The sequence below is a fragment of the Actinophytocola sp. KF-1 genome, assembly GCF_054661535.1.
On sequence record NZ_BAAFVK010000013.1, the window covers coordinates 303,862 to 322,245 of the forward strand.

Genomic DNA, 18,384 nt, shown 5'->3' on the forward strand with positions numbered 1-18,384 from the left:
CCCTATCCTGGGTTCGACCGCCTGTCGTGCCGGCTCACCGGCAGGCGGTCGCGCTTTCCTTGGGCATGACGGGGAGGAGCGGTCAATCCATGGTCACCAATTACCTCTCTTTCCGTCGGTGGAACACCGGGGTGATGTCCGGCGTGGCGCTGGCGGCAGTTGCCGCGATATTGCTGGCGGTTCTGGGAAATGGTGCGCTTCGCGCAGCGGCAACTGTCGTCGCCATTGTGTGTGCGGTCGGGGTGGCCGCCGTGTTTCTCGTCGAGCGGCGGGCCGCCGGGCGGGCGGCCGAGGACTGCGGCCACCTCGTGGCCAGGTACTGCGACTTCGTGGTGGGCAACGGGTCCGCCGCGCGGGACGGGTTGCTCGCGTCCGTCGAGAACTGGCACCAGAAAGTGCATATTCACGCGAACGGGGACGTGCGCGAGGTCGTCGTGCTGGAGGCGGTCGCCGAGCGGGACGAGGTGTATTTCATCAGGTTCCAGCTCGGCAGCGATTGGGAGCAGCCCGCGAAGTACCGCAGGAATGTGCTGGTAAATGCCGACAACATCGAGATCGACGGGCGGCCGACCAAACATTGGAGCATCACGAACTCGTGGCTCTCGGCCGCCCGCTTGATGTCGATCGTGCACTTTCATTCGCCAGTTCGCATGGGTCAGGTGATCCGCCTGGAGATGACGCGTTTCTGGCCTGCCAAATGCCTGCCGCTGATGCGCCGCGGCGCCGCGGAACGGTTCGTGATCGGCACGACGGAACTGATGCAGGTCCGGCACCTCGAGTACCAGGTCAGCCTGCCGACCGGCTTCGACGCCAGCTGCGAACCCATCGGCTTCACCCCGCCCGACCACCGGATGTCCGTCAACGACTACACCGACGTCGGCGGGCGGCGCGTGTTCATCTGCCGCGTCACGGAGATGCCCGAGCGCCTTACCGTGGGCATGCGCCTGGCACTGACGTGACGCGCCGCCGTCAGGTGCCGTTCACCCGATCGTGTGGCCGGAAACCCCCCGGCTTTTGTCGGTGCCCGCTGCTAGCTTCGCCGCCATGGAGTTCACCCAGGTCCAGCGGCACGAGGCCGACGACGTCGTCGGCTTCATGACCGCGGAGGAATGGCCGTTCCACACCGAGCCGAAGCCCGACGGCGACGCCGTGCGCGCCCGGGTCGCCGGTGGGGCGTACGACGACGCCTTCTGGATCACCGACGACGGCGAGCGGCTCGGGCTCGTGCGGTTACTCGACCTCGACGACGGGACTCCCCTGTTCGACTTACGCGTGCGTGCGCAGGCACGCGGGCGTGGGGTCGGCACCGCCGCCGTGCGGTGGCTGACCTCGCACGTCTTCACCAACTACGCGACCAACCGGATCGAAGGGACCACGAGGGCGGACAACAACGCCATGCGACACGTCTTCACGAAGGTCGGCTACGTCAAGGAGGCCCACTACCGGGACGCCTGGCCGGGCCCCGACCACTTACGCGACTCCGTCGGCTACGCGATCCTGCGCCGGGACTGGGAAACCGGGACCGTCACGCCCGTGGTCTGGTCGGCCTAGCTCAGCCTGCCGGGCCGGTGGGTGGCGAAGAACTCGTCCAGCAGCGCAGCGCACTCGTCGGCCAGCACCCCGCCCACCACCTCCGGGCGGTGCGTCAGCCTGCGGTCACGCACCACGTCCCACAAGGACCCGACCGCACCCGTGCGGGGCTCCCACGCGCCGAACACGACGCGGGCCACACGGGCGAGCACGAGCGCGCCCGCGCACATCGTGCACGGCTCGACCGTGACGACGAGCGTGCAACCGGTGAGACGCCAGCCGTCGCCGTGGCGGGTGGCCGCCTCGCGCAACGCGAGGATCTCGGCGTGCGCGGTGGGGTCGCCGAGGGCCTCGCGGGCGTTGCAGGCGGCGGCCAGCTCGGTGCCGTCCGGCGCGAGCACGAGCGCACCGATCGGCACGTCACCGGTGGCGTGCGCGCGGCGCGCGACGTCGAGGGCGGCGCGGACCCGGTCCTCGTCGGCTCTCGGGCTCGGTGCGCTCACTGGGAGATGGTGTCCATGGTGTCGAGGAGCTTGCCGAACTCGTCGGCGAAGCCGCACCGCTGCGCGATGATCTGCAGCTGCTCGTCGGGGTAGAGGTCCACCTCGCCGATGATCACCTGCAGCTCGCCTGCGGGCAGGCCGATGTCGGCGAGGATGTCGAGCGCGCCCTCCGGCCAGATCTCGTCGTCGTCGTAGTCGGCGGGCGGGTCGACGCGGAGCAGGTCGAGCGCGTCGGCGGCGATGTCGTAGTCGAGCGCCGCCGCCGCGTCGGACAGGAGCAACTGGACGCCGCCCGGACCCGGCCGCAGGACGAGGAAGAACTGGTCGTCCACGTCGAGGAGGCCGAACACAGCACCCGTCGATCTGATCTTGCGCAGCTCGGTGATCGCCGTGTCGAGCTCGCTCAACGCCGAGCTCTCCATGGCCGTGCACCGCCACTTGCCTTCTTCGCGAACGACGGCGATCGCGAAGCCCGTCACCGGGTCCTGCTCGGACATGGGGACACGGTATTCCTCAAGTTCGGCCGCAGGAAGAAGCAGGGGCCGGAGTGTTGCGCGATCATCGAGGGATGACTCCCGCGACGCTCACCGACGACCCGAGGTTCACCGGCCTGCTCGAGGCCGCACGCGCACTCCAGCCGAGGACGGTGGCGCTGCGCAGGCAGCTGCACAAACACCCGGAGGAGGGCCTCGACCTGCCGAAAACCCAGGCGGCGGTGCTGCACGCGCTCGAAGGGCTCGGGCTGCACGTCAGCACGGGCAAGTCGTGCAGCTCGGTCATCGCGGTGCTGAACGGCGACCGGCCCGGTCCGACGGTGCTGCTGCGCGGTGACATGGACGCGCTGCCGCTGCGGGAGGACTCCGGGCTCGCGTTCGCCTCCGAGCACGAGGGCACGATGCACGCCTGCGGCCACGACACGCACACCGCGATGCTCGTGTCCGCCGCCCGGCTGCTGAACAGCAGGCGGGACGCGCTGACGGGCAAGGTCGTGTTCATGTTCCAGCCCGGTGAGGAGGGGCAGCACGGCGCGCGGTACATGCTGGAGGAGGGCGTGCTGGAGGCGGCGGGGCGGCCGGTGGAGCAGGCGTTCGCGCTGCACATCACGTCCACGGCGCCGTCCGGTGTCGTGATGTGCAGGCCGGGGCCGATGATGGCGAGCGCCGACGCGTACACGGTCACGGTCACCGGCAAGGGCGGGCACGGCGCGATGCCCGACCACGCCATCGACCCGGTGCCGGCCGCGGCGGCGATGGTCGGCGCGCTGCAGACGATGGTGACGCGCAGGTTCAGCGTGTTCGACCCGGCGGTGCTGACCGTCGGGCGGATCACGGCGGGCACGACGTCGAACATCATCCCGGAGACCGCGGAGCTGGAGGGCACGGTGCGCACGCTCTCCGACCGCACCCGCTCGATGGTGCAGGCGGAGATCCCGAAGGTGTGCGAGCACATCGCGGCGGCCCACGGCTGCACGTCCACGTTCAAGATCAACACCGGCTACCCGCCCACGAACAACGACGGCGCGGTCGCGGACCGGGTCCTCGCGCTGGCGGGTGCCGTGCTCGGCCAGAAGAACAGCGCGCTGATGCCGGAACCGCTGATGGCCGCGGAGGACTTCTCGTACGTGCTGCAGAAGGTGCCGGGTGCGCTGGCGTTCCTCGGCGCGTGCCCGCCGGGGGTGACGCCGGACGAGGCGGCGCCGAACCACTCGAACCGGGTCCACTTCGACGAGTCGGCGTTCGCGCACGGGGTGGCGCTGTACGCGGCGTTCGCGCTGGACGCCCTGCGGTGAAGGATGGACCTGTGCGATCTGTGTGTGTGCTCGGCCTCGGGTTGATCGGCGGCTCCGTCCTGAAGGCGGCGACGAGAGCGGGGTGGGACGCGTTCGGCGCGTCCCTCGAGCCGGTGGCGGACCCGAGGGTGGAGCCGACGGTGACCGCGGCGCTCGACCGTGCCGCCCGCTCGGACGCCCTGGTGGTGGTCGCCGTGCCGCTGCCCGCGGTGGACGAGGTGCTGAGGGAGGTGGCCGCGCACGCCCCGGACTGCCTGCTCACCGACGTGGTGAGCGTGAAGCAGCCGGTGGCGGACGCGGTCGCGAAGCGGCTGCCGAACGCGCGCTACGCGGGCGGCCACCCCATGGCGGGCAAGTCGGCGTCGGGCTGGGACGCGGCGGAGGAGACGCTGTTCGACGGCGCGGCGTGGGTGGTGACGACCGACGAGGACGTCTCGCGCGACGCGTGGCGGGCGGCGGCGGAGCTGGCGCTGGCGTGCGGCGCGGAGGTGGTCCCGACGACGACCAGGGAGCACGACGCGGCGGTCGCGCGGATCTCGCACCTGCCGCACATCCTGGCCGCGGTGCTGGCGTCCACTGGCGCGGACGGCGGCTCGCTCGCGCTGTCGCTGGCGGCGGGCTCGTTCCGCGACGGCACCCGGGTGATGACCACGCGGCCGGAGCTGGTGCTGGCCATGTGCGAGGGCAACCGGGGCCCGCTGCTGGAGGCGGTGGACGAGGCACTGGGCCGCCTGGGCGCGGCCCGTGGCGCGCTCGCGTCGACGGGTGGCCTGGCGGCGACGGTCCGCGCCGGCCACGAGGGCAGGCAGGCGCTGACGGACCTGCACGACGCGGACCGGGAGGAATTCCCGATCGACCTGACCGACCCGGAGGCGTTCGAATCGCTGCGTGACCTGGGCACGGCGGGCGGGCGGCTGCTGCGGCTGGAAGGAGACACCGCAATAGCCGCGCTTCCTGCATAATCGCGCTACAGGGTGGTAACAGGACCAGTGGAGAATACGACCCTGACGGCATAGGGCGATTGCTACTGTTCAGCACGACCCGTAGCATTGAGAATTCGCCATGGGAACATCGGCGAGTGTTCGCACCCTGACGCTTCGTGAAGGGATGAGAGCAGTGCAGACGAGTTCCGAGGCGACGGTGGCCACCATGAACGACGACGACCAGACCGAGTCGGTAATCGATCAGTCACCGAGGAGAGTCGTCGGCGACCGGGTTTACGTCTCGGTGCCCGGACCGGTGCCGATGGTGCGGGTCAAACGGGCCAAGCCGAAGAAGTCAACCAAGGTTTAACACGAACTCGGCCGCTTTTTGGAGACTGGCGATCAGTTCGTCGTAGTGCGCCGCCTTCAGCCGTTTGATGATGGAGAAGTCGGCCGCGTCGGCGTCATTGTCGTCGGTCACCAGGTGGGTCGAGTTCAGCGTGATCGCCCCGATGGTCAGCGTGTCCGCGGGCTCGCCGTGGATGTTCTTGTCGCTGCCGCTCGCCACCAGCACCACGGGTGCCGCGACCACCCCGCGCCACATCCGCGTGTTGGGTGACGGCACGACGTTGGCGGCCTGCCTGCTGCCCTGGAACACGGCCTGGGCGGCGGTGAACTCGGTGTCGGCGGAGACCGGGATCTCGCGCCGCACCGACCACTCCTCGCGGTGCGTGTAGGCCGAGGTCCCAACCATGCACAGCGAGTAGGTCTCCTTGGCGGCCACCTGGTCGCGCGTCCGCAGCCACAGCGACAGCCCGAAGTTCTCGCCGTCGAGGCCGCCGAGCTTGGTGGTGCGGTAGAGCCCGCTCATCCGCTCGAGGACGTCGAGCGGTCCGCCGGGGATGCTCAAGGCCTGGTAGAGGCGCTCGGTGAAGTCGACGGCGGCCTGCCCGACCGGCGCCCAGTCGTGGGCGGTGCAGCCGATCGCGGCGTAGCACATGTGGAGCGCGCGGCTGAGCCGGTGACCGTAGGCCAGCGACTCGGCGGGGTCGTCGACGGCGAGGTACCGCTCGGGCTCCACGGAGGCGAGCGCGAGGTCGGAGATGACCTGGTTGAGCTGCGAGTACGACTTGAGGAAGATCGGCGACAGCCCGAGCTTCTCCTCGAGGTAGCGCGCCGACCCGATGGCGTACCGGGCGGCCTCCTCGGCCGAGGCGTCGACCTCCTGGGCAGGCACGACGAGCGCGAACCGCGGCGAGGTGGTCCCGGCACTCTGGTAGAGCGGACCGATCAGGTTCGGGTCGGACATGCTCAGCCCGACGAAGATCGTGCACGCCCCGTCGATCACGTCGGATATCGCGGCCCGCACCCGGGCGCCGTACTTGAGGAACTGGGATTCGGTCAGGATTATCGGCGCCTTGGGGTCCTGCCCCTGCCGGACCAGGCCGTGGAGGTGCATGACGCCGATGTTCCCGGCGGTGCGACCCCATTCCCGCCATTCGTCCACCTGTGCGATGGAGAAGGCACCGACGCGCGATTCGTCGAAGTACCGGTAAAGCGCCTTCTCGACGATGTCGTCGAAATTGGTGGTCAACACCTTGACGTGCGCGCGATGCGTGTAGATGAGCCGCGCGAGCGAGTTCGCCAACTGCCCGGGAACCACCGGCGAGTTCTTGTGGTAAAGCGCGTCCCGGATGACCTCGTGGTCCTGCACGTTCAGATTGCCCTGCTTGACGAGGTTGAGAATTATCTCGGCTTTCCGCATGGGATCGGAACTGTCCCGGACCGCCATTTTCCGCAAGGCGACCTCATCGATGGCGGCGGTCATCTTGTCGATCAACGCCCGCCACGACGGCAGGCTGGCGTTCATCGAGACCCCGGCCCCCAGCACGAGAACCAGCGGCAACGACCCGTTGGCGACGGCCTCGAAGAGGTCACGCAGGTAGGGCTGGGAGCGAAAGGAGAAGGTGTGCCCGTCCACGAACGTACTGGGGTCGACAATGCTTGACTCAGGCCTCGTCATCCATGACCTCATCGCCACCCGCGGAAAAGACACCCCGAAAGCCCACCGAGCAACACAGAATAACACCGGCCAAGACCAAGATCCCAGCGTTCCGGCAATTTGTCACACATTTGACCGCCCCAAAACACCCGGTCAAGCAAGACGACGAGCAACACCCCGAGAGGCAAGAGCACCGAAGCGTTCCCGCTGGTCAGATCTACCCCAAAGCCACCCGGCGAGGCCAAAGGGGGGCGCTAACCCACCACACCAGAGGGCTGCTGCCTGCCATCCCGTCGACCTGGCGAAGCCCGATCACACCGGGTCAAGGGGGCCCGAAGCACGACCCAACCCCGCACCCAAGCCGCCGGGCCCCTTGACGCGGTGTGATAGCCCGTGGGAGGTCGACGGGATGGCAGGCAGACCCGGGAAACCAGTCCTTGCCAAACCAACCCCGTGCAAGACCCCCTGCCATCCCGGAGACCAGCCCGTCCGGCGAGGACCCCCCGGAGGGAAAACCCACAACAAGGCCAACCACAAAGCCCGGGGCACAAGCAGCTGACCTGCGAAAACCGAAAGAAAACCCCGACCCCAGTACATACGGGCAGCCCCCACCACTCCCGGGGGCACCCCGCTGTCCAGTCTACCGGGGTCCACCGACAGGGGGACGGATGTCGATCTTGGCTGTGGACAACCACCCCACCTGTGGACAACTCAGAGGCGCTGCGCCACGTCCGGGTACGTGACCGGCAAGCCGTCCTTGTCGACGACGATGTCGGCGCTGCGCCGCTCATCGGTGTAGTTGATGACCGCGCCCTGGTCGGTGACCTCGAGCGTCCGGTAAGTCTGGCGGACGAGCTTGACCGCCAGATCAGGCATCGACACGTACAGGACCGGCAGCTCGACCTCGCCGACGCGCCGGTGCAGACCGAGCCGTCGGATGGGGAGCGCCGTGAAGGTGACCGACCCGGCCACGTCGACGTCCACCGCGCCCTCGAACTCGTTGCGGGCGGTGGCGCCGTTGCCGTCGTCGATGAGCCAGATGCCGTCCTCGGTGCGGCCCACCGAAATGGAACGCTCGGTGTCGGCGGCGGTGGTGCGCAGCAGCCCTCGGCCGACGTCACCCCGGCGGGCGGCGGTGAACTCGAAGGACGCGCTGTAGGGGGTCTCGTCGGCGACGATGAGCCGCCCGGACGCGCGCAGCCTGCCGTCGGACACGAACAGTCGGACCGACTCGAGGCTGGTCCGGTTCGTCCCCTGCCATGTCACGATGATCGGCTTGCGTGAGCCGGGCGGCGTCGTCGTCACTGCTGGCTTGGCTTGTCCGGGATGGCGTCCTGGATCTTGTCCACGATCGTGTCCACCTGCTCGTCGTGGCCGAACTTGCTCTTGGCGAACTCGCCGGCCTTCTCCACGCCGGCCTCGATCTTGTCGCCGTGCTGCTCGACGAGATCCGCCGCCTTGTCCTTCAGGGCGTCGAAGTCAATGCCCACGACCACCCCTCCTTCCACGCACTCGGTCCAACCTACTACGGCCGATGGTGGCCGCCCCCGAAAAGGGGACGACCACCGTCAACGGACCTTACGTCGCGCGGCTCAGGCGCGCTTCCGGTGGCGCAGGAAAAGCAGCGCGCCGACGCCGGCGCCGACGAGCACGACACCGATGATGATCGGCGCGAAGACCGACGCGCCGGTCTCGGCCAGGTCGCTCTCGTTGGCCTTCGGCTGCGGGGCCGGGGCCGCCGACGTGGTGGTCTCGGTCGTCGGCGGCGTCGTCTCGGTGGTGGACGACGGCGGGGCCTCGGTCGTGCTGCTCGGCGGCGTGGTGGCCTCCGTCCAGCTGCCCTTGGCCGACGCCTGGAGCTCGCTCTTCCCGGCGGTCGCCACGATCAGCGACTGCGTCTTGTGCTTGCCGCTGTACCGCTCGCCGACGAACAGGCGGCCGGTGTCGACGCTGGCCTTCGCGGTCAGCTCGAACGACGCCTCGCCCGGCTCGGCGTCCGCGGGCACGTCGAGGTACAGCTGCGCGTTGTTCTTGATCTTGTCGGCGGTCAGCTCGGCGCCGTCCACGTCGGTGATCTTGACGCCCTCGGGGAGGTTCGCGGTCAGCTTGTCGATCTCACCGGTGGTGTTCACGGTGAACGGGCCGATCCGGGTACCCGCCTCGCCGGACTGCTCGCCGGGGGCGATCGCGAGGGCCGGGGTCGGCTGGTCGCCCTTGCCGACGTTCGCCTTGCCGATCAGGTAGTCGTACAGGGCGAGGACGTCGTCCTTCGCCTCCTCCGGGCCGCCCGGCAGCGGGTTGGACCGGCTGAGCTCGGTGTTGTCGCTGAAGTGCCACACCGCGGCCTGCGTCGCGGTGATGGCCTCCTTCTCGTCGATCCCGTCCTTCGGGGTCACGCCCTGCTCGGTGAGGATCTCGGTCAGCTCGTCGGCCGACACGACCGGGTACCCGTTGTGCAGGATCCAGTTGATCCGGTCGCGGTTGTCGTGGAAGGGCGAGTCCGGGTTGGGGTACTTGTCCCACGGCTGCTCGACCATCGAGTGCTCGGCGTCGATGTTGGTGTCGATCTCGACGCAGTACATGCGGAGCATGGTGCCGTCGGTGAGCCGGAGGGCGATCAGGCTCGTGTCGAGGTTGGCACGACCACCCTTGCCGACGTTGACGTCGTAGCCGTCGACGTAGCTCTTCTGGTCGACGTCGCCCTTCACCGGGTCGGCGCCCGCCGGGAGGACCGCGGACATCATCAACGCGACGGAGGCGCCTGCCACCGCTGCTCCTGCACGGGCGAGTTTCCACCGACTGGCCATGACACTCCTTCTCGTCCGAACGACACTTGGCTCAGCCCTCTCACCCATCTCGGTGACAGGAGAGTCGATCAGGCGATCCGGCACTCTACTCAGGGTTGTAATTCACTAACTACTGGGGGTGCATGACCCCTACCGCGGACACCCTTTGGCGGGGCGCGAAAGCGGAACGTTTCGCAGGGAATCTGCCCGCGCACAGCGGGTTCCGGCTATCGTCCACGCTGTGACCGGATGGCAAGGGAACGACGGTGGTCAGGGCGGTTGGAATTCCCAGCCTTTCGGGCCCGACCCGGGCACGAACAAGTACGGCACCGATCCCTACGCGAACCAGTACGGCTCCGACCCCTACAGCGACCCGTACGCCGCGGCCGACCCGTACGCGCAGTACCAGCAGCCGGGTTACCAGACCGGCGGGTTCCCCGCCCAGGGCTATCCGCCGTCGGGTGGCTTTCCCGCGCAGGGATATCCGCCGCCACCGCCGCCGAAGCGGTCCCGGCTGCCGATGATCCTGAGCCTGATCGCGATCGTGATCATCGTCGGCGCGGTCGTGGCCATCGTGCTGGTGAACCGCAAGGACACCCAGACGGCACAGCCGCAGCCGGAGACCACCACGCAGCCGACGGAGGAGTCCGGGCCGTCGACGGGCGGGTCGTCGTCGGAGGAGCCATCGCCCACGACCGGTGGCAGCACCACCCACGACGACTGGCTCACCGTCGACAACAGCGCCGACGCCGGGCTGAGCTACCAGGTGCCGCCGGACTGGAAGGAGTCGTCGCGGTCGCGCCAGAGCGGCCTGGACGTCGACTTCACCGGCAACGCCGACTACGGCATCTACGACTGCGACGGCGCGAGCTACGTCCGCACGTTCGCGGCGAGCGGTGACGTGCAGGGCAAGGACGGCAAGGACCTCGACCTCGCGGCCACGGTCACCGACTTCGCGAAGTCGTTCGCCACGACCTACTACGGCACCGACGCGAAGGTCGACCTGCCGGAGCCGACCGAGGCCCCGGTCGAGGGCCGGACCGCGTTGATGCTGACGGCGAAGGTCACGCCGAACGTCACCAAGCCCGACTGCCAGGCCAGCTCCGGCGAGGTGGCGCTGGTCGGCGTGCTGCTGGAGTCGGAAGGACAGCCCGACGGCGTCGCCATGCTGGTCGTGGTGAACGACCTCGCGGGCGGCCCCTCCGACCCCGAGCCACTCGAGGCGTCGGTGACGCAGGAGATCCTGAAGACCGTCAGCGCCGGGTGAGCGATCGGCCGACCCAGTCCGTCACCACGTCGGCGAGCACGGCCAGCGGCAGCGAGCCGTTGCCGAGGACCACGTCGTGGAACTCGCGGATGTCGAACCGGTCGCCGAGCGACTCCTCGGCGAACGCGCGCAGGCGGACGATCTCCAGCCGCCCCACCATGTACGACAGCGCCTGCCCCGGGTACGCGATGTACCGGTCGACCTCGGATTCGATCTCCAGGCGGGCCATGGGCGTGTTCTCGCGCAGGAAGTCGACGGCCTGCTGACGGCTCCAGCCCTTGGCGTGCATGCCGGTGTCGACGACGAGCCGCCCGGCGCGCATGGAGTCCATGGCGAGCATGCCGAGGCGGTAGGTGTCGGACGAGTACAGGCCCATCTCGTCGGCCAGCCGCTCGGTGTAGAGGCCCCAGCCCTCGGCGTACGCGGTCGGGTTGACCACGCGGCGGAACATCGGCAGGTGCGTCAGCTCCTGCGCGAGCTGGATCTGGAAGTGGTGCCCGGGCACGGCCTCGTGGAACGCCGTGACCTCGGAGGTGAACCGGTCGCGCTCCTCCGCCTTGTAGGTGTTGGCGAAGTAGATGCCCGGCCGCTGCCCGTCCATCGACGGCCACAGGTAGTACGCGGCGGGCGCCCCCGGCGCGTCGGCCTCGGGCACCGGCTCGATCTTGCACTGCTGGGACGCGAGCCGCCCGAACCAGGCGGGTGCGGCGGCTTCCGCCCTGGTCACGGCCTCGCGCGCGGAGGCGAGCAGCTCGTCCGCGTCGCGCCAGCGCGTGGCCGGGTCGTTGGTCATCCGGGAGAAGATCTCGGCGCGGTCGCTGGTGCCGAACACCCGCGCGCCGATCTCCGCGTACTCCTCGGTGAGCCGCTCGATGATGTCGAGACCGGTCTGGTGCAGGTCGTCGGGGGTGCGGTCGGTGGTGGTGTGGATGCGGGCCAGCGTGCGGTACAGCTCGTCACCGCCGGGCAGCCGGCACACGCCGACCTCGTCGTCCGGCCTGCCGTGCGGCAGCAGCTCGTCGGTCAGCGCCTGCTTGTAGGCCGCGAAGGCCGGGCGGACGACGGTGGCGAGGACCTCCTCGCGCGCGGCGGCGAAGTCGGCCGGCACCTCCTGGCGGGCGAGCGGGTCGCTCTCGGGCGCGGAGAGGTAGCGGTCGAGGTGCGCGATCGTGTTGCGGACCAGCCGCTCGACCGGCACGCGCCCGGTCTCCACGCCGTCGCGGTGCCGCTGGAGGACGGTCTCGAGGTAGGCGGGGATCGCCCGCAGCCGCGCGAGGTAGTCGTCGCGGGCCTCCTGCGTGGCGAGCGGCACCATCGGCAGCGTCATGATCAGCTCGGCGGCTGGCGAGACGAACAGGTCGCTGATGGTGAACTCGACGGTACGGGTGTCGATCTCGTCGACCATCTGGCCAGCGTGGTGGATGACCATCGCCCTGGTCACGACGTCGTCCGGGGACAGGCCGGCCGGGTCGACGGCGGCCGCCCGCGCGGCGACGTCCTGGACGCGGCGGCGCAGCTCCTCCTGCGCCGCCACGGTGCGGTCGGCCAGGTCGCGGCCGTGTCCGGGGATGCCGAGGATCGTCGCGTAGAGCGGGTCGGCGCGGAAAACCAGTTCGAGCAGTTCGTCGGAAAGCTGCGGCACGGTGTTCGTCACGGCCGTCACGCTACCTGGGCGGGTCCTGCTGGTACTCGCGCCATTTCCGCATGAGCTCGGGGATCTGCTCGCGGAGGAAGTCGAAGAACCGCCTGCTGGTCTCGAGGCGCCAGCCCGCCTTGGTGTCCGCGCCGACCGCGGCGACGCCCTCGGCCATGACCTCCGACCACGACTTCAGCTGGGTGTCCCGGTTCGCGTAGGCCTCGTACCACATGTCGTCGGTGACCTCGTAGTGGTCGCGGCGCTCACCGGGATCGCGGCGGCGCACGATCAGCCCCACCTGCACGAGGTAGCGGACGGCGCCCGAGATCGCGGCCGGGCTGACCTTGAGCCGCTCGGCCAGCTCACCCGCGGTCAGCTTGCCGTCCTCGGTGACGATGAGCGCACCGAACACGCGGGACGGCATCCGCCCGAGCCCGGCGTCGGACAACAACATGGCGAACCGCTCGACGAAGCGGTCCACGTCACTGGGCTGACCTGGGGTGGTGCTCACGTTCTGCATCTTCCGCTCCGGACGTGTGATCCCGATCAGGTTTATACGCTTTCTTAACTTCACAACTTTGTGAAACCACACTACTTTCGGAGCCATGACAACCGCAATTTCCGTGTCCGGCCTGGTCAAGACCTTCGGCCGGACACGTGCGCTCGACGGACTCGATCTGACGGTGCGCACCGGGGAGGTACACGGCTTCCTCGGCCCCAACGGGGCGGGCAAGTCCACCACCATCCGGGTGCTGCTCGGCCTGCTCCGCGCCGACGCCGGCGAGACCCGCCTGCTCGGCGGGGACCCCTGGGCGGACGCCACGTCGCTGCACCGCAGGCTGGCGTACGTGCCGGGCGACGTGTCGCTGTGGCCGAACCTGTCCGGCGGTGAGGTCATCGACCTGCTCGGCCGCCTGCGCGGCGGTCTCGACGAGACCCGCAGGGCGGACCTGCTCGAACGGTTCGACCTCGACCCGACGAAGAAGGGCCGCACCTACTCGAAGGGCAACCGGCAGAAGGTCGCACTGGTCGCGGCGCTCGCGTCCAACGTGGAGCTGCTGATCCTCGACGAGCCGACCTCGGGGCTGGACCCGCTGATGGAGGCCGTCTTCCAGGACTGCGTCAAGGAAGAACGGGAACGCGGGCGCACCGTGCTGCTGTCGAGCCACATCCTCGCCGAGGTCGAGTCCCTGTGCGACCGGGTGAGCATCATCCGCCTCGGCCGCACGGTCGAGACCGGCACGCTCGCCGAGCTGCGGCACCTGACCCGCACGTCGATCTCCGCCGAGCTGGCCGCGCCGCCGGACGGCATCGCGGACCACCCCGGTGTGCACGACCTCGAGGTCGACGGCACGCACGTGAAGTTCGACGTGGACACCAAGGAGCTGGACGGCGTGCTCAAGCAGCTCACCCGGGTCGGCGTGCGCACGCTGACCAGCCAGCCACCCACGCTGGAGGAGCTGTTCCTGCGCCACTACGAGGGCGACATGGCCGGGGTGGCGAAATGACCACCACGGTCGCCGAGCGCCCCGCCACCTCGGCGCAGGCCGCGCAGCGGGACGGGTTCGCGGGCACGGGGCAGCTGCTGCGGCTGGCGCTGCGGCGCGACCGGGTCGTCGCGTCCGTGTGGATCCTGCTGTTCGTGATCATGGCGGCCAGCTCGTCGTCGGCGTCGCAGGACCTCTACACCACGCTCGAGTCGCGGGTGCGGGCCGCGAACGCGGTCAACGACACGCCCGCGATGGTCGCGCTGTACGGCCGGGTGTTCGACCCGACGTCGCTCGGCGCGGTGTCGCTGATCAAGCTGGGTGCGATGGGCGCGGCGCTGGCCGGGCTGCTGGCGATCTTCACCGTGGTGCGGCACACCCGCGCCGAGGAGGAGGCGGGTCGCGCCGAGCTGCTCGGTGCCACGGTCGTCGGCCGGTACGCGGCGCTCACCGCCGCGCTGCTGCTGTCCGTCGGCATCTCGCTCGTGATGGCGCTGCTGACCGGGCTCAGCCTCATCGGCACCGGCCTGCCCGCCGAGGGCGCGCTCGCGTTCGGCCTGTCGTGGGCGGGCGCGGGTATCGCGTTCGCCGCCGTGGCCGGGCTCGCCGCGCAGGTCACCGAGGGTGCGCGGACCGCGAGGAGCATCGCGGCCGCCGTGCTCGCCGCCGCGTACCTGCTGCGGGCCGCGGGCGACGCGACCGGCACCGACACGTCGACGTGGCTGTCGTGGGTGTCGCCGATCGGCTGGGCACAGCAGGTGCGGCCGTTCGCGGGTGACCGCTGGTGGGTGCTCGTGTACCTGGTCGCGTTCGCCGTGCTGGTGGCCGCCGCCGCGTACGCGCTGGTCGCCCGCCGGGACCACGGCGCGGGCCTGCTCGCGCAGCGCCCCGGCCGGGCGCGGGCCGCGCGGTCGCTGTCCAGCCCGCTGGCGCTCGCGGTGCGGCTGCAACGCGGCGGTGTCGTCGGCTGGCTGGTCGGGATGGTCGTCGGCGGCATGGTGCTGGGCAGCATCGCGTCGCAGGTCGGCGAGTTCCTCGACACCCCGCAGGCGCAGGACATGATCAAGAAGCTGGGTGGCGAGCGGGGGCTGGTCGACGCGTTCCTGTCCGCGGAGATGGGCATCCTGGCGGTGATCGTGTCGGCGTTCGGGATCTCCTCGGCCATGCGGCTGCGGGTGGAGGAGACCGCGCTGCGGGCCGAGCCGATCCTGGCGACCCGGATCGCCAGGGTGCGGTGGGCGGCGAGCCACATCGTCGTCGCGCTCGCGGGCACCACGCTGCTGCTGTTCACCGTCGGGCTGTTCGGTGGCTTCGCGCACGGCGCGGCGAGCGGCGACATGGGCGAGATCGGCCGCGTGCTGGTGGCGGCGCTGGTGCAGCTGCCGTCGGTGTGGGTGCTGACCGGCATCACCGTGCTGGTGTTCGGCGTCGCGCCGGGACTCGTCATGGCGGGCTGGGGCGCGCTGGTCCTGTTCCTGCTGCTCGGCCAGCTGGGCCCGATCTTCGAGCTGCCGCAGTGGGCGATGGACATCTCGCCGTTCACGCACACGCCGAAGCTGCCCGGCGCCGAGTTCACCGCGACCCCGCTGGTGTGGCTGACGCTGGTCGCCGCCGCGTTCATCGCGGCCGGGCTGGCGGGCTTCCGCCGCAGGGACATCGGCTGAGTGAGTGAAGGGGGCCCGGGCCGGCCGGGCCCCTTTCACACGGCCTGGTGCAGGTCGCTGACCTTCCATTCGCCGCCGTCACCGTCGCCGTCCCGGTCGAGTGTGGCGACGATGCGCAGGCGTTTCGTCGTCGGTTCCTGGCCGGGCACGGCGACCTCGACGGAGACCGCGGCGAGCAGCGTGGCGGTGCCCTTCGCCTCGTCGAACTCCGACAGCGCCGCGTCGAGGATCTCGGCCGTGGTGGCCGACTTCGCCTGCCGGATCTGAGCCGCGGCGGCGGCGCGGCCCTCGGTCAGCTGGGTCAGCAGCGCGCCGGTGGCGACGGACTCCCAGCGGTCCAGGTCCTCGTCGACGTGGCGGTAGTCGAGCGTGTTGAACACCTCGACCGCGGCCCGTCCGTCGGCGAGCGCGTCGTCCCTGGCCCGCGCGGTGCGCACCTCGGCGGCGTTCGCGGTGCTCGTCGGGGTCGGCGCGGCGGTGCTGTCGCGGTCGTTGTCGCGGGTGGTCGTGACGACGATCGCGACCACGGCACCCACGACGAGCACGGCGACGATCACCAGGACAGCGACCAGGTTGGCGCGGCTCTTGCGCTGCGGCTGCGGGTAGGTCATCGGTCCTCGTAGAGGTCGATGTCGGCGACCTTCCACGTGCCGCCGACCCGCTGGATCGTGGCGGTGAACATGGCGTTGGCCGCGGTCTCGTCACCGTTCGCCCCGCTCGTGACGCGCTGGTCGAGGAACACGAGCACCTCGGCCCGGTCGTCGTGCAGCACCCGCACCGCGGCGGCGTTGACCGTGCTGGTCATCGACGTCTGCCGGGCCTTCGCCTGTGCGATGACGTCGTTGAAGAGCTTGCCGTACTCGCGGGTGAAGTCGCCGGTGGTGAGGCGGACGAACTTGGCCTCGTGCGCCTTGACGTCGGTGTACTCGAACGTGAACAGGTCCGCGCTGAGCCGCGTGGCCGAGGCCAGCGCGTCCTGGGTGGCGGCGGTGTCGACGAACGCGCGGTTGGCCGGGCCGTCGTCGTCCGCGGCACTGACCCCGGCGCACGTCGCCATGAGGACGGCGACCAGCGCCGCCGTCCGAGCGATCCCCGACCGTGACATGCGAGCGTGTATATCAGGAATGAAGCGCGCACGTCCGAGGTTGACCGGATCGGGTCACGACGAGACACGTGGGGGTGATCGCGGTTACCGCGCGCAAGGAACGACTGCCCAGCGAGGTGTGGGTGCTCGTCGCGGCCAACTTCGTCATCGCCGCTGGGTTCGGGCTGGTGGCGCCCGCGCTGCCGACGTTCGCCCGCAGCTTCGACGTGAGCGTGACCGCGGCGTCGATCGTGGTGAGCGCGTTCGCGGTCGCCCGGTTGGTGTTCGCCCCGGCAAGTGGCCGACTGGTGAGCGCGCTCGGTGAACGCCGTGTGTACCTGACGGGGATCACGATCGTGGCGGTGTCGACCGGCGCGTGCGCGTTCGCCGCGAGCTACTGGCAGCTGCTGCTGTTCCGGTCGCTCGGCGGGTTCGGGTCGACCATGTTCACGGTGTCGGCCATCGCGCTGCTGATCCGGCTGACGCCTGCGCCGATGCGCGGGCGGGCGTCCGGGCTGTGGGGCACCGGGTTCCTGATGGGCAACGTGGCGGGGCCGCTGCTCGGCGGCGGGCTGCTGACCATCTCGCTGCGTGCCCCTTTTGTCGTGTACGCGCTGTTGCTGCTGCTCGCGGTGCTCATCGTGTGGTGGTTCCTGCGCAACTCGACGCTCGCCGCCCGGGTGACCGCGGAGTCGTCGCCGTTCACCGTGCGGGAGGCGGTGCGGCACCGGTCGTACGTGGCGGCGCTGGGTTCGTCGTTCGCGAACGGGTGGGCGGTGTTCGGCGTCCGCGTGTCGCTGGTGCCGCTGTTCGTCGAGGAGGTGCTGCGGCGGGACGGCGCGTTCGCGGGCACGGCGCTGGCGGTGTTCGCGGTGGGCAACGTGCTGATGCTGCTGGTGTCCGGGCGGATGGCCGACTCGTGGGGCCGCAAGCCGACGGTGCTGCTCGGGCTGGTCGTCTCCGCGGGCGGCACGGTGTGGGTCGGCTTCACGACGGACGTCCCGACGTTCCTGATCGCGACGGTCGTCGCCGGGCTCGGCGCTGGCCTGCTGGCGCCACCACTGCAGGCGACGGTCGCGGACGTGATCGGCTCCCGCGGGCGCGGCGGCCCGGTGCTGGCGACGTTCCAGATGACGGCCGACATCGGCGCGGTTCTCGGTCCGATCGTGGCGGGCCTGCTGGCGGACGGGCTGTCGTACACGGCGGCGTTCGCGGTGACGGGGTCGCTGTGCGCGCTGGCCGCGTTCGCGTGGTTCCCGGCGCCGGAGACGCTGCCCAAGAAGGTGGAGCCCGCACCGGTGACGGAGGAACCCGCGCCGCGCGCGTGACGGCGGGGGCGGCCTCCGGCCCCCGGTCACCAGCGTACGGGCGACCACCGACAGGCCCAGGCGTCGTCGGTGTCACCTGTGGACAACTCGGTCGCCTGTGGACAACCCCCGCTCGACGACCGGGAAATGTCGGTGCCCCATGAGAGGCTGGCAACCGGGGGCCGGAGGCCAACGCCGGTCACCCGACGGCGTGGACACCGCGGAGTACGTCGGCGGCGACTTCCGCTACCGAGCCACCACCGGCACCGACATGCGCCCGCCAGGGCCGACCACCCCGGCTGGGCGGTGACCGAAATCGGTCTCCCGACCGGCGGCCGCCGAAGCCGAACCCGCGACCAAGTGGCCGTCCGTGGCCGAGCAGCCGCCCGCGACCAAGCGGTCGTTC

General features: G+C 70.3%; 19 protein-coding genes. 9 read left to right on the forward strand and 10 right to left on the reverse strand.

The genetic code is table 11. The features are described 5' to 3' along the window. Nucleotides 1-89: 89 nt before the first annotated feature. Nucleotides 90-959, forward strand: coding sequence for a hypothetical protein (locus ACYQ77_RS35050; protein WP_459719313.1), 870 nt, complete (start codon nucleotides 90-92; stop codon nucleotides 957-959). Between the two features lie 85 nt (nucleotides 960-1,044). Then, nucleotides 1,045-1,551 (forward strand): GNAT family N-acetyltransferase, encoded by a 507-nt coding sequence (locus tag ACYQ77_RS35055; RefSeq protein ID WP_459719315.1) that lies wholly within the window; start codon nucleotides 1,045-1,047, stop codon nucleotides 1,549-1,551. On the opposite strand, the gene ACYQ77_RS35060 is transcribed toward ACYQ77_RS35055, so the two are convergent. Both ACYQ77_RS35060 and ACYQ77_RS35065 read right to left on the reverse strand, forming a co-directional pair. Then, on the reverse strand, nucleotides 1,548-2,033 hold the full coding sequence (locus ACYQ77_RS35060) for a nucleoside deaminase (RefSeq protein ID WP_459719317.1): 486 nt from the start codon (nucleotides 2,031-2,033) through the stop codon (nucleotides 1,548-1,550). The genes ACYQ77_RS35055 and ACYQ77_RS35060 overlap by 4 nt on opposite strands. After that, entirely contained in the window at nucleotides 2,030-2,530 is a 501-nt protein-coding gene (locus tag ACYQ77_RS35065) for a tRNA adenosine deaminase-associated protein (RefSeq protein ID WP_459719319.1), read from the reverse strand. Before ACYQ77_RS35065 ends, ACYQ77_RS35060 begins: the two co-directional genes overlap by 4 nt. A 71-nt stretch (nucleotides 2,531-2,601) precedes the next feature. On the opposite strand from ACYQ77_RS35065, the gene ACYQ77_RS35070 reads away from it, so the two are divergent. From ACYQ77_RS35070 to ACYQ77_RS35080, 3 genes are all read left to right on the forward strand, one after another. Then, a complete protein-coding gene (locus tag ACYQ77_RS35070) occupies nucleotides 2,602-3,822 on the forward strand; it encodes a M20 metallopeptidase family protein (RefSeq protein WP_459719321.1) in 1,221 nt (406 codons plus the stop codon). Between the two features lie 11 nt (nucleotides 3,823-3,833). Beyond that, entirely contained in the window at nucleotides 3,834-4,784 is a 951-nt protein-coding gene (locus tag ACYQ77_RS35075) for a prephenate dehydrogenase (RefSeq protein WP_459719322.1), read from the forward strand. Between the two features lie 187 nt (nucleotides 4,785-4,971). Continuing rightward, nucleotides 4,972-5,115, forward strand: coding sequence for a hypothetical protein (locus tag ACYQ77_RS35080; RefSeq protein WP_459719324.1), 144 nt, complete (start codon nucleotides 4,972-4,974; stop codon nucleotides 5,113-5,115). Here the strand turns inward: ACYQ77_RS35080 and ACYQ77_RS35085 are convergent. The 4 genes from ACYQ77_RS35085 to ACYQ77_RS35100 form a co-directional block, all read right to left on the reverse strand. Next, nucleotides 5,101-6,726: an SIR2 family protein gene (locus tag ACYQ77_RS35085; RefSeq protein WP_459719325.1), complete on the reverse strand. Its 1,626-nt coding sequence runs from the start codon at nucleotides 6,724-6,726 to the stop codon at nucleotides 5,101-5,103. The two genes, ACYQ77_RS35080 and ACYQ77_RS35085, sit on opposite strands and share 15 nt — an antisense overlap. Before the next feature lie 732 nt (nucleotides 6,727-7,458). Further along, nucleotides 7,459-8,013: a putative glycolipid-binding domain-containing protein gene (locus tag ACYQ77_RS35090; protein WP_459719327.1), complete on the reverse strand. Its 555-nt coding sequence runs from the start codon at nucleotides 8,011-8,013 to the stop codon at nucleotides 7,459-7,461. Between the two features lie 35 nt (nucleotides 8,014-8,048). Continuing rightward, complete coding sequence (locus ACYQ77_RS35095) at nucleotides 8,049-8,237, reverse strand: antitoxin (protein WP_459719329.1); 189 nt, start codon at nucleotides 8,235-8,237, stop codon at nucleotides 8,049-8,051. Between the two features lie 102 nt (nucleotides 8,238-8,339). Then, complete coding sequence (locus ACYQ77_RS35100; RefSeq protein WP_459719331.1) at nucleotides 8,340-9,515, reverse strand: thioester domain-containing protein; 1,176 nt, start codon at nucleotides 9,513-9,515, stop codon at nucleotides 8,340-8,342. A 259-nt stretch (nucleotides 9,516-9,774) separates the two neighbouring features. Between ACYQ77_RS35100 and ACYQ77_RS35105 the strand changes: the two genes are divergently transcribed. Then, complete coding sequence (locus ACYQ77_RS35105; protein ID WP_459719332.1) at nucleotides 9,775-10,800, forward strand: hypothetical protein; 1,026 nt, start codon at nucleotides 9,775-9,777, stop codon at nucleotides 10,798-10,800. Here the strand turns inward: ACYQ77_RS35105 and ACYQ77_RS35110 are convergent. Both ACYQ77_RS35110 and ACYQ77_RS35115 read right to left on the reverse strand, forming a co-directional pair. Continuing rightward, nucleotides 10,787-12,463 carry a DUF885 domain-containing protein gene (locus ACYQ77_RS35110; protein WP_459719334.1) on the reverse strand — a complete coding sequence of 559 codons (1,677 nt, stop codon included), beginning with the start codon at nucleotides 12,461-12,463 and terminating at the stop codon, nucleotides 10,787-10,789. The genes ACYQ77_RS35105 and ACYQ77_RS35110 overlap by 14 nt on opposite strands. Before the next feature lies 1 nt (nucleotide 12,464). After that, nucleotides 12,465-12,947: a GbsR/MarR family transcriptional regulator gene (locus ACYQ77_RS35115; protein ID WP_459719336.1), complete on the reverse strand. Its 483-nt coding sequence runs from the start codon at nucleotides 12,945-12,947 to the stop codon at nucleotides 12,465-12,467. Nucleotides 12,948-13,041: 94 nt separating this feature from the next. Here ACYQ77_RS35115 and ACYQ77_RS35120 point away from each other — a divergent pair, with 94 nt between their 5' ends. Then, on the forward strand, nucleotides 13,042-13,944 hold the full coding sequence (locus ACYQ77_RS35120) for an ABC transporter ATP-binding protein (protein WP_459719338.1): 903 nt from the start codon (nucleotides 13,042-13,044) through the stop codon (nucleotides 13,942-13,944). Beyond that, the gene (locus ACYQ77_RS35125) at nucleotides 13,941-15,587 is read left to right on the forward strand and encodes an ABC transporter permease (protein ID WP_459719340.1); all 1,647 of its coding nucleotides are present in this window, start codon (nucleotides 13,941-13,943) and stop codon (nucleotides 15,585-15,587) included. Before ACYQ77_RS35120 ends, ACYQ77_RS35125 begins: the two co-directional genes overlap by 4 nt. 35 nt (nucleotides 15,588-15,622) lie before the next feature. On the opposite strand, the gene ACYQ77_RS35130 is transcribed toward ACYQ77_RS35125, so the two are convergent. Together ACYQ77_RS35130 and ACYQ77_RS35135 are read right to left on the reverse strand one after the other, a co-directional pair. Then, complete coding sequence (locus tag ACYQ77_RS35130) at nucleotides 15,623-16,198, reverse strand: hypothetical protein (RefSeq protein ID WP_459719342.1); 576 nt, start codon at nucleotides 16,196-16,198, stop codon at nucleotides 15,623-15,625. Continuing rightward, on the reverse strand, nucleotides 16,195-16,692 hold the full coding sequence (locus tag ACYQ77_RS35135; RefSeq protein WP_459719344.1) for a hypothetical protein: 498 nt from the start codon (nucleotides 16,690-16,692) through the stop codon (nucleotides 16,195-16,197). The genes ACYQ77_RS35130 and ACYQ77_RS35135 overlap by 4 nt, the downstream gene beginning before the upstream one ends. Before the next feature lie 74 nt (nucleotides 16,693-16,766). Between ACYQ77_RS35135 and ACYQ77_RS35140 the strand changes: the two genes are divergently transcribed. After that, entirely contained in the window at nucleotides 16,767-17,999 is a 1,233-nt protein-coding gene (locus ACYQ77_RS35140) for an MFS transporter (RefSeq protein ID WP_459719346.1), read from the forward strand. Nucleotides 18,000-18,384: the final 385 nt, after the last annotated feature.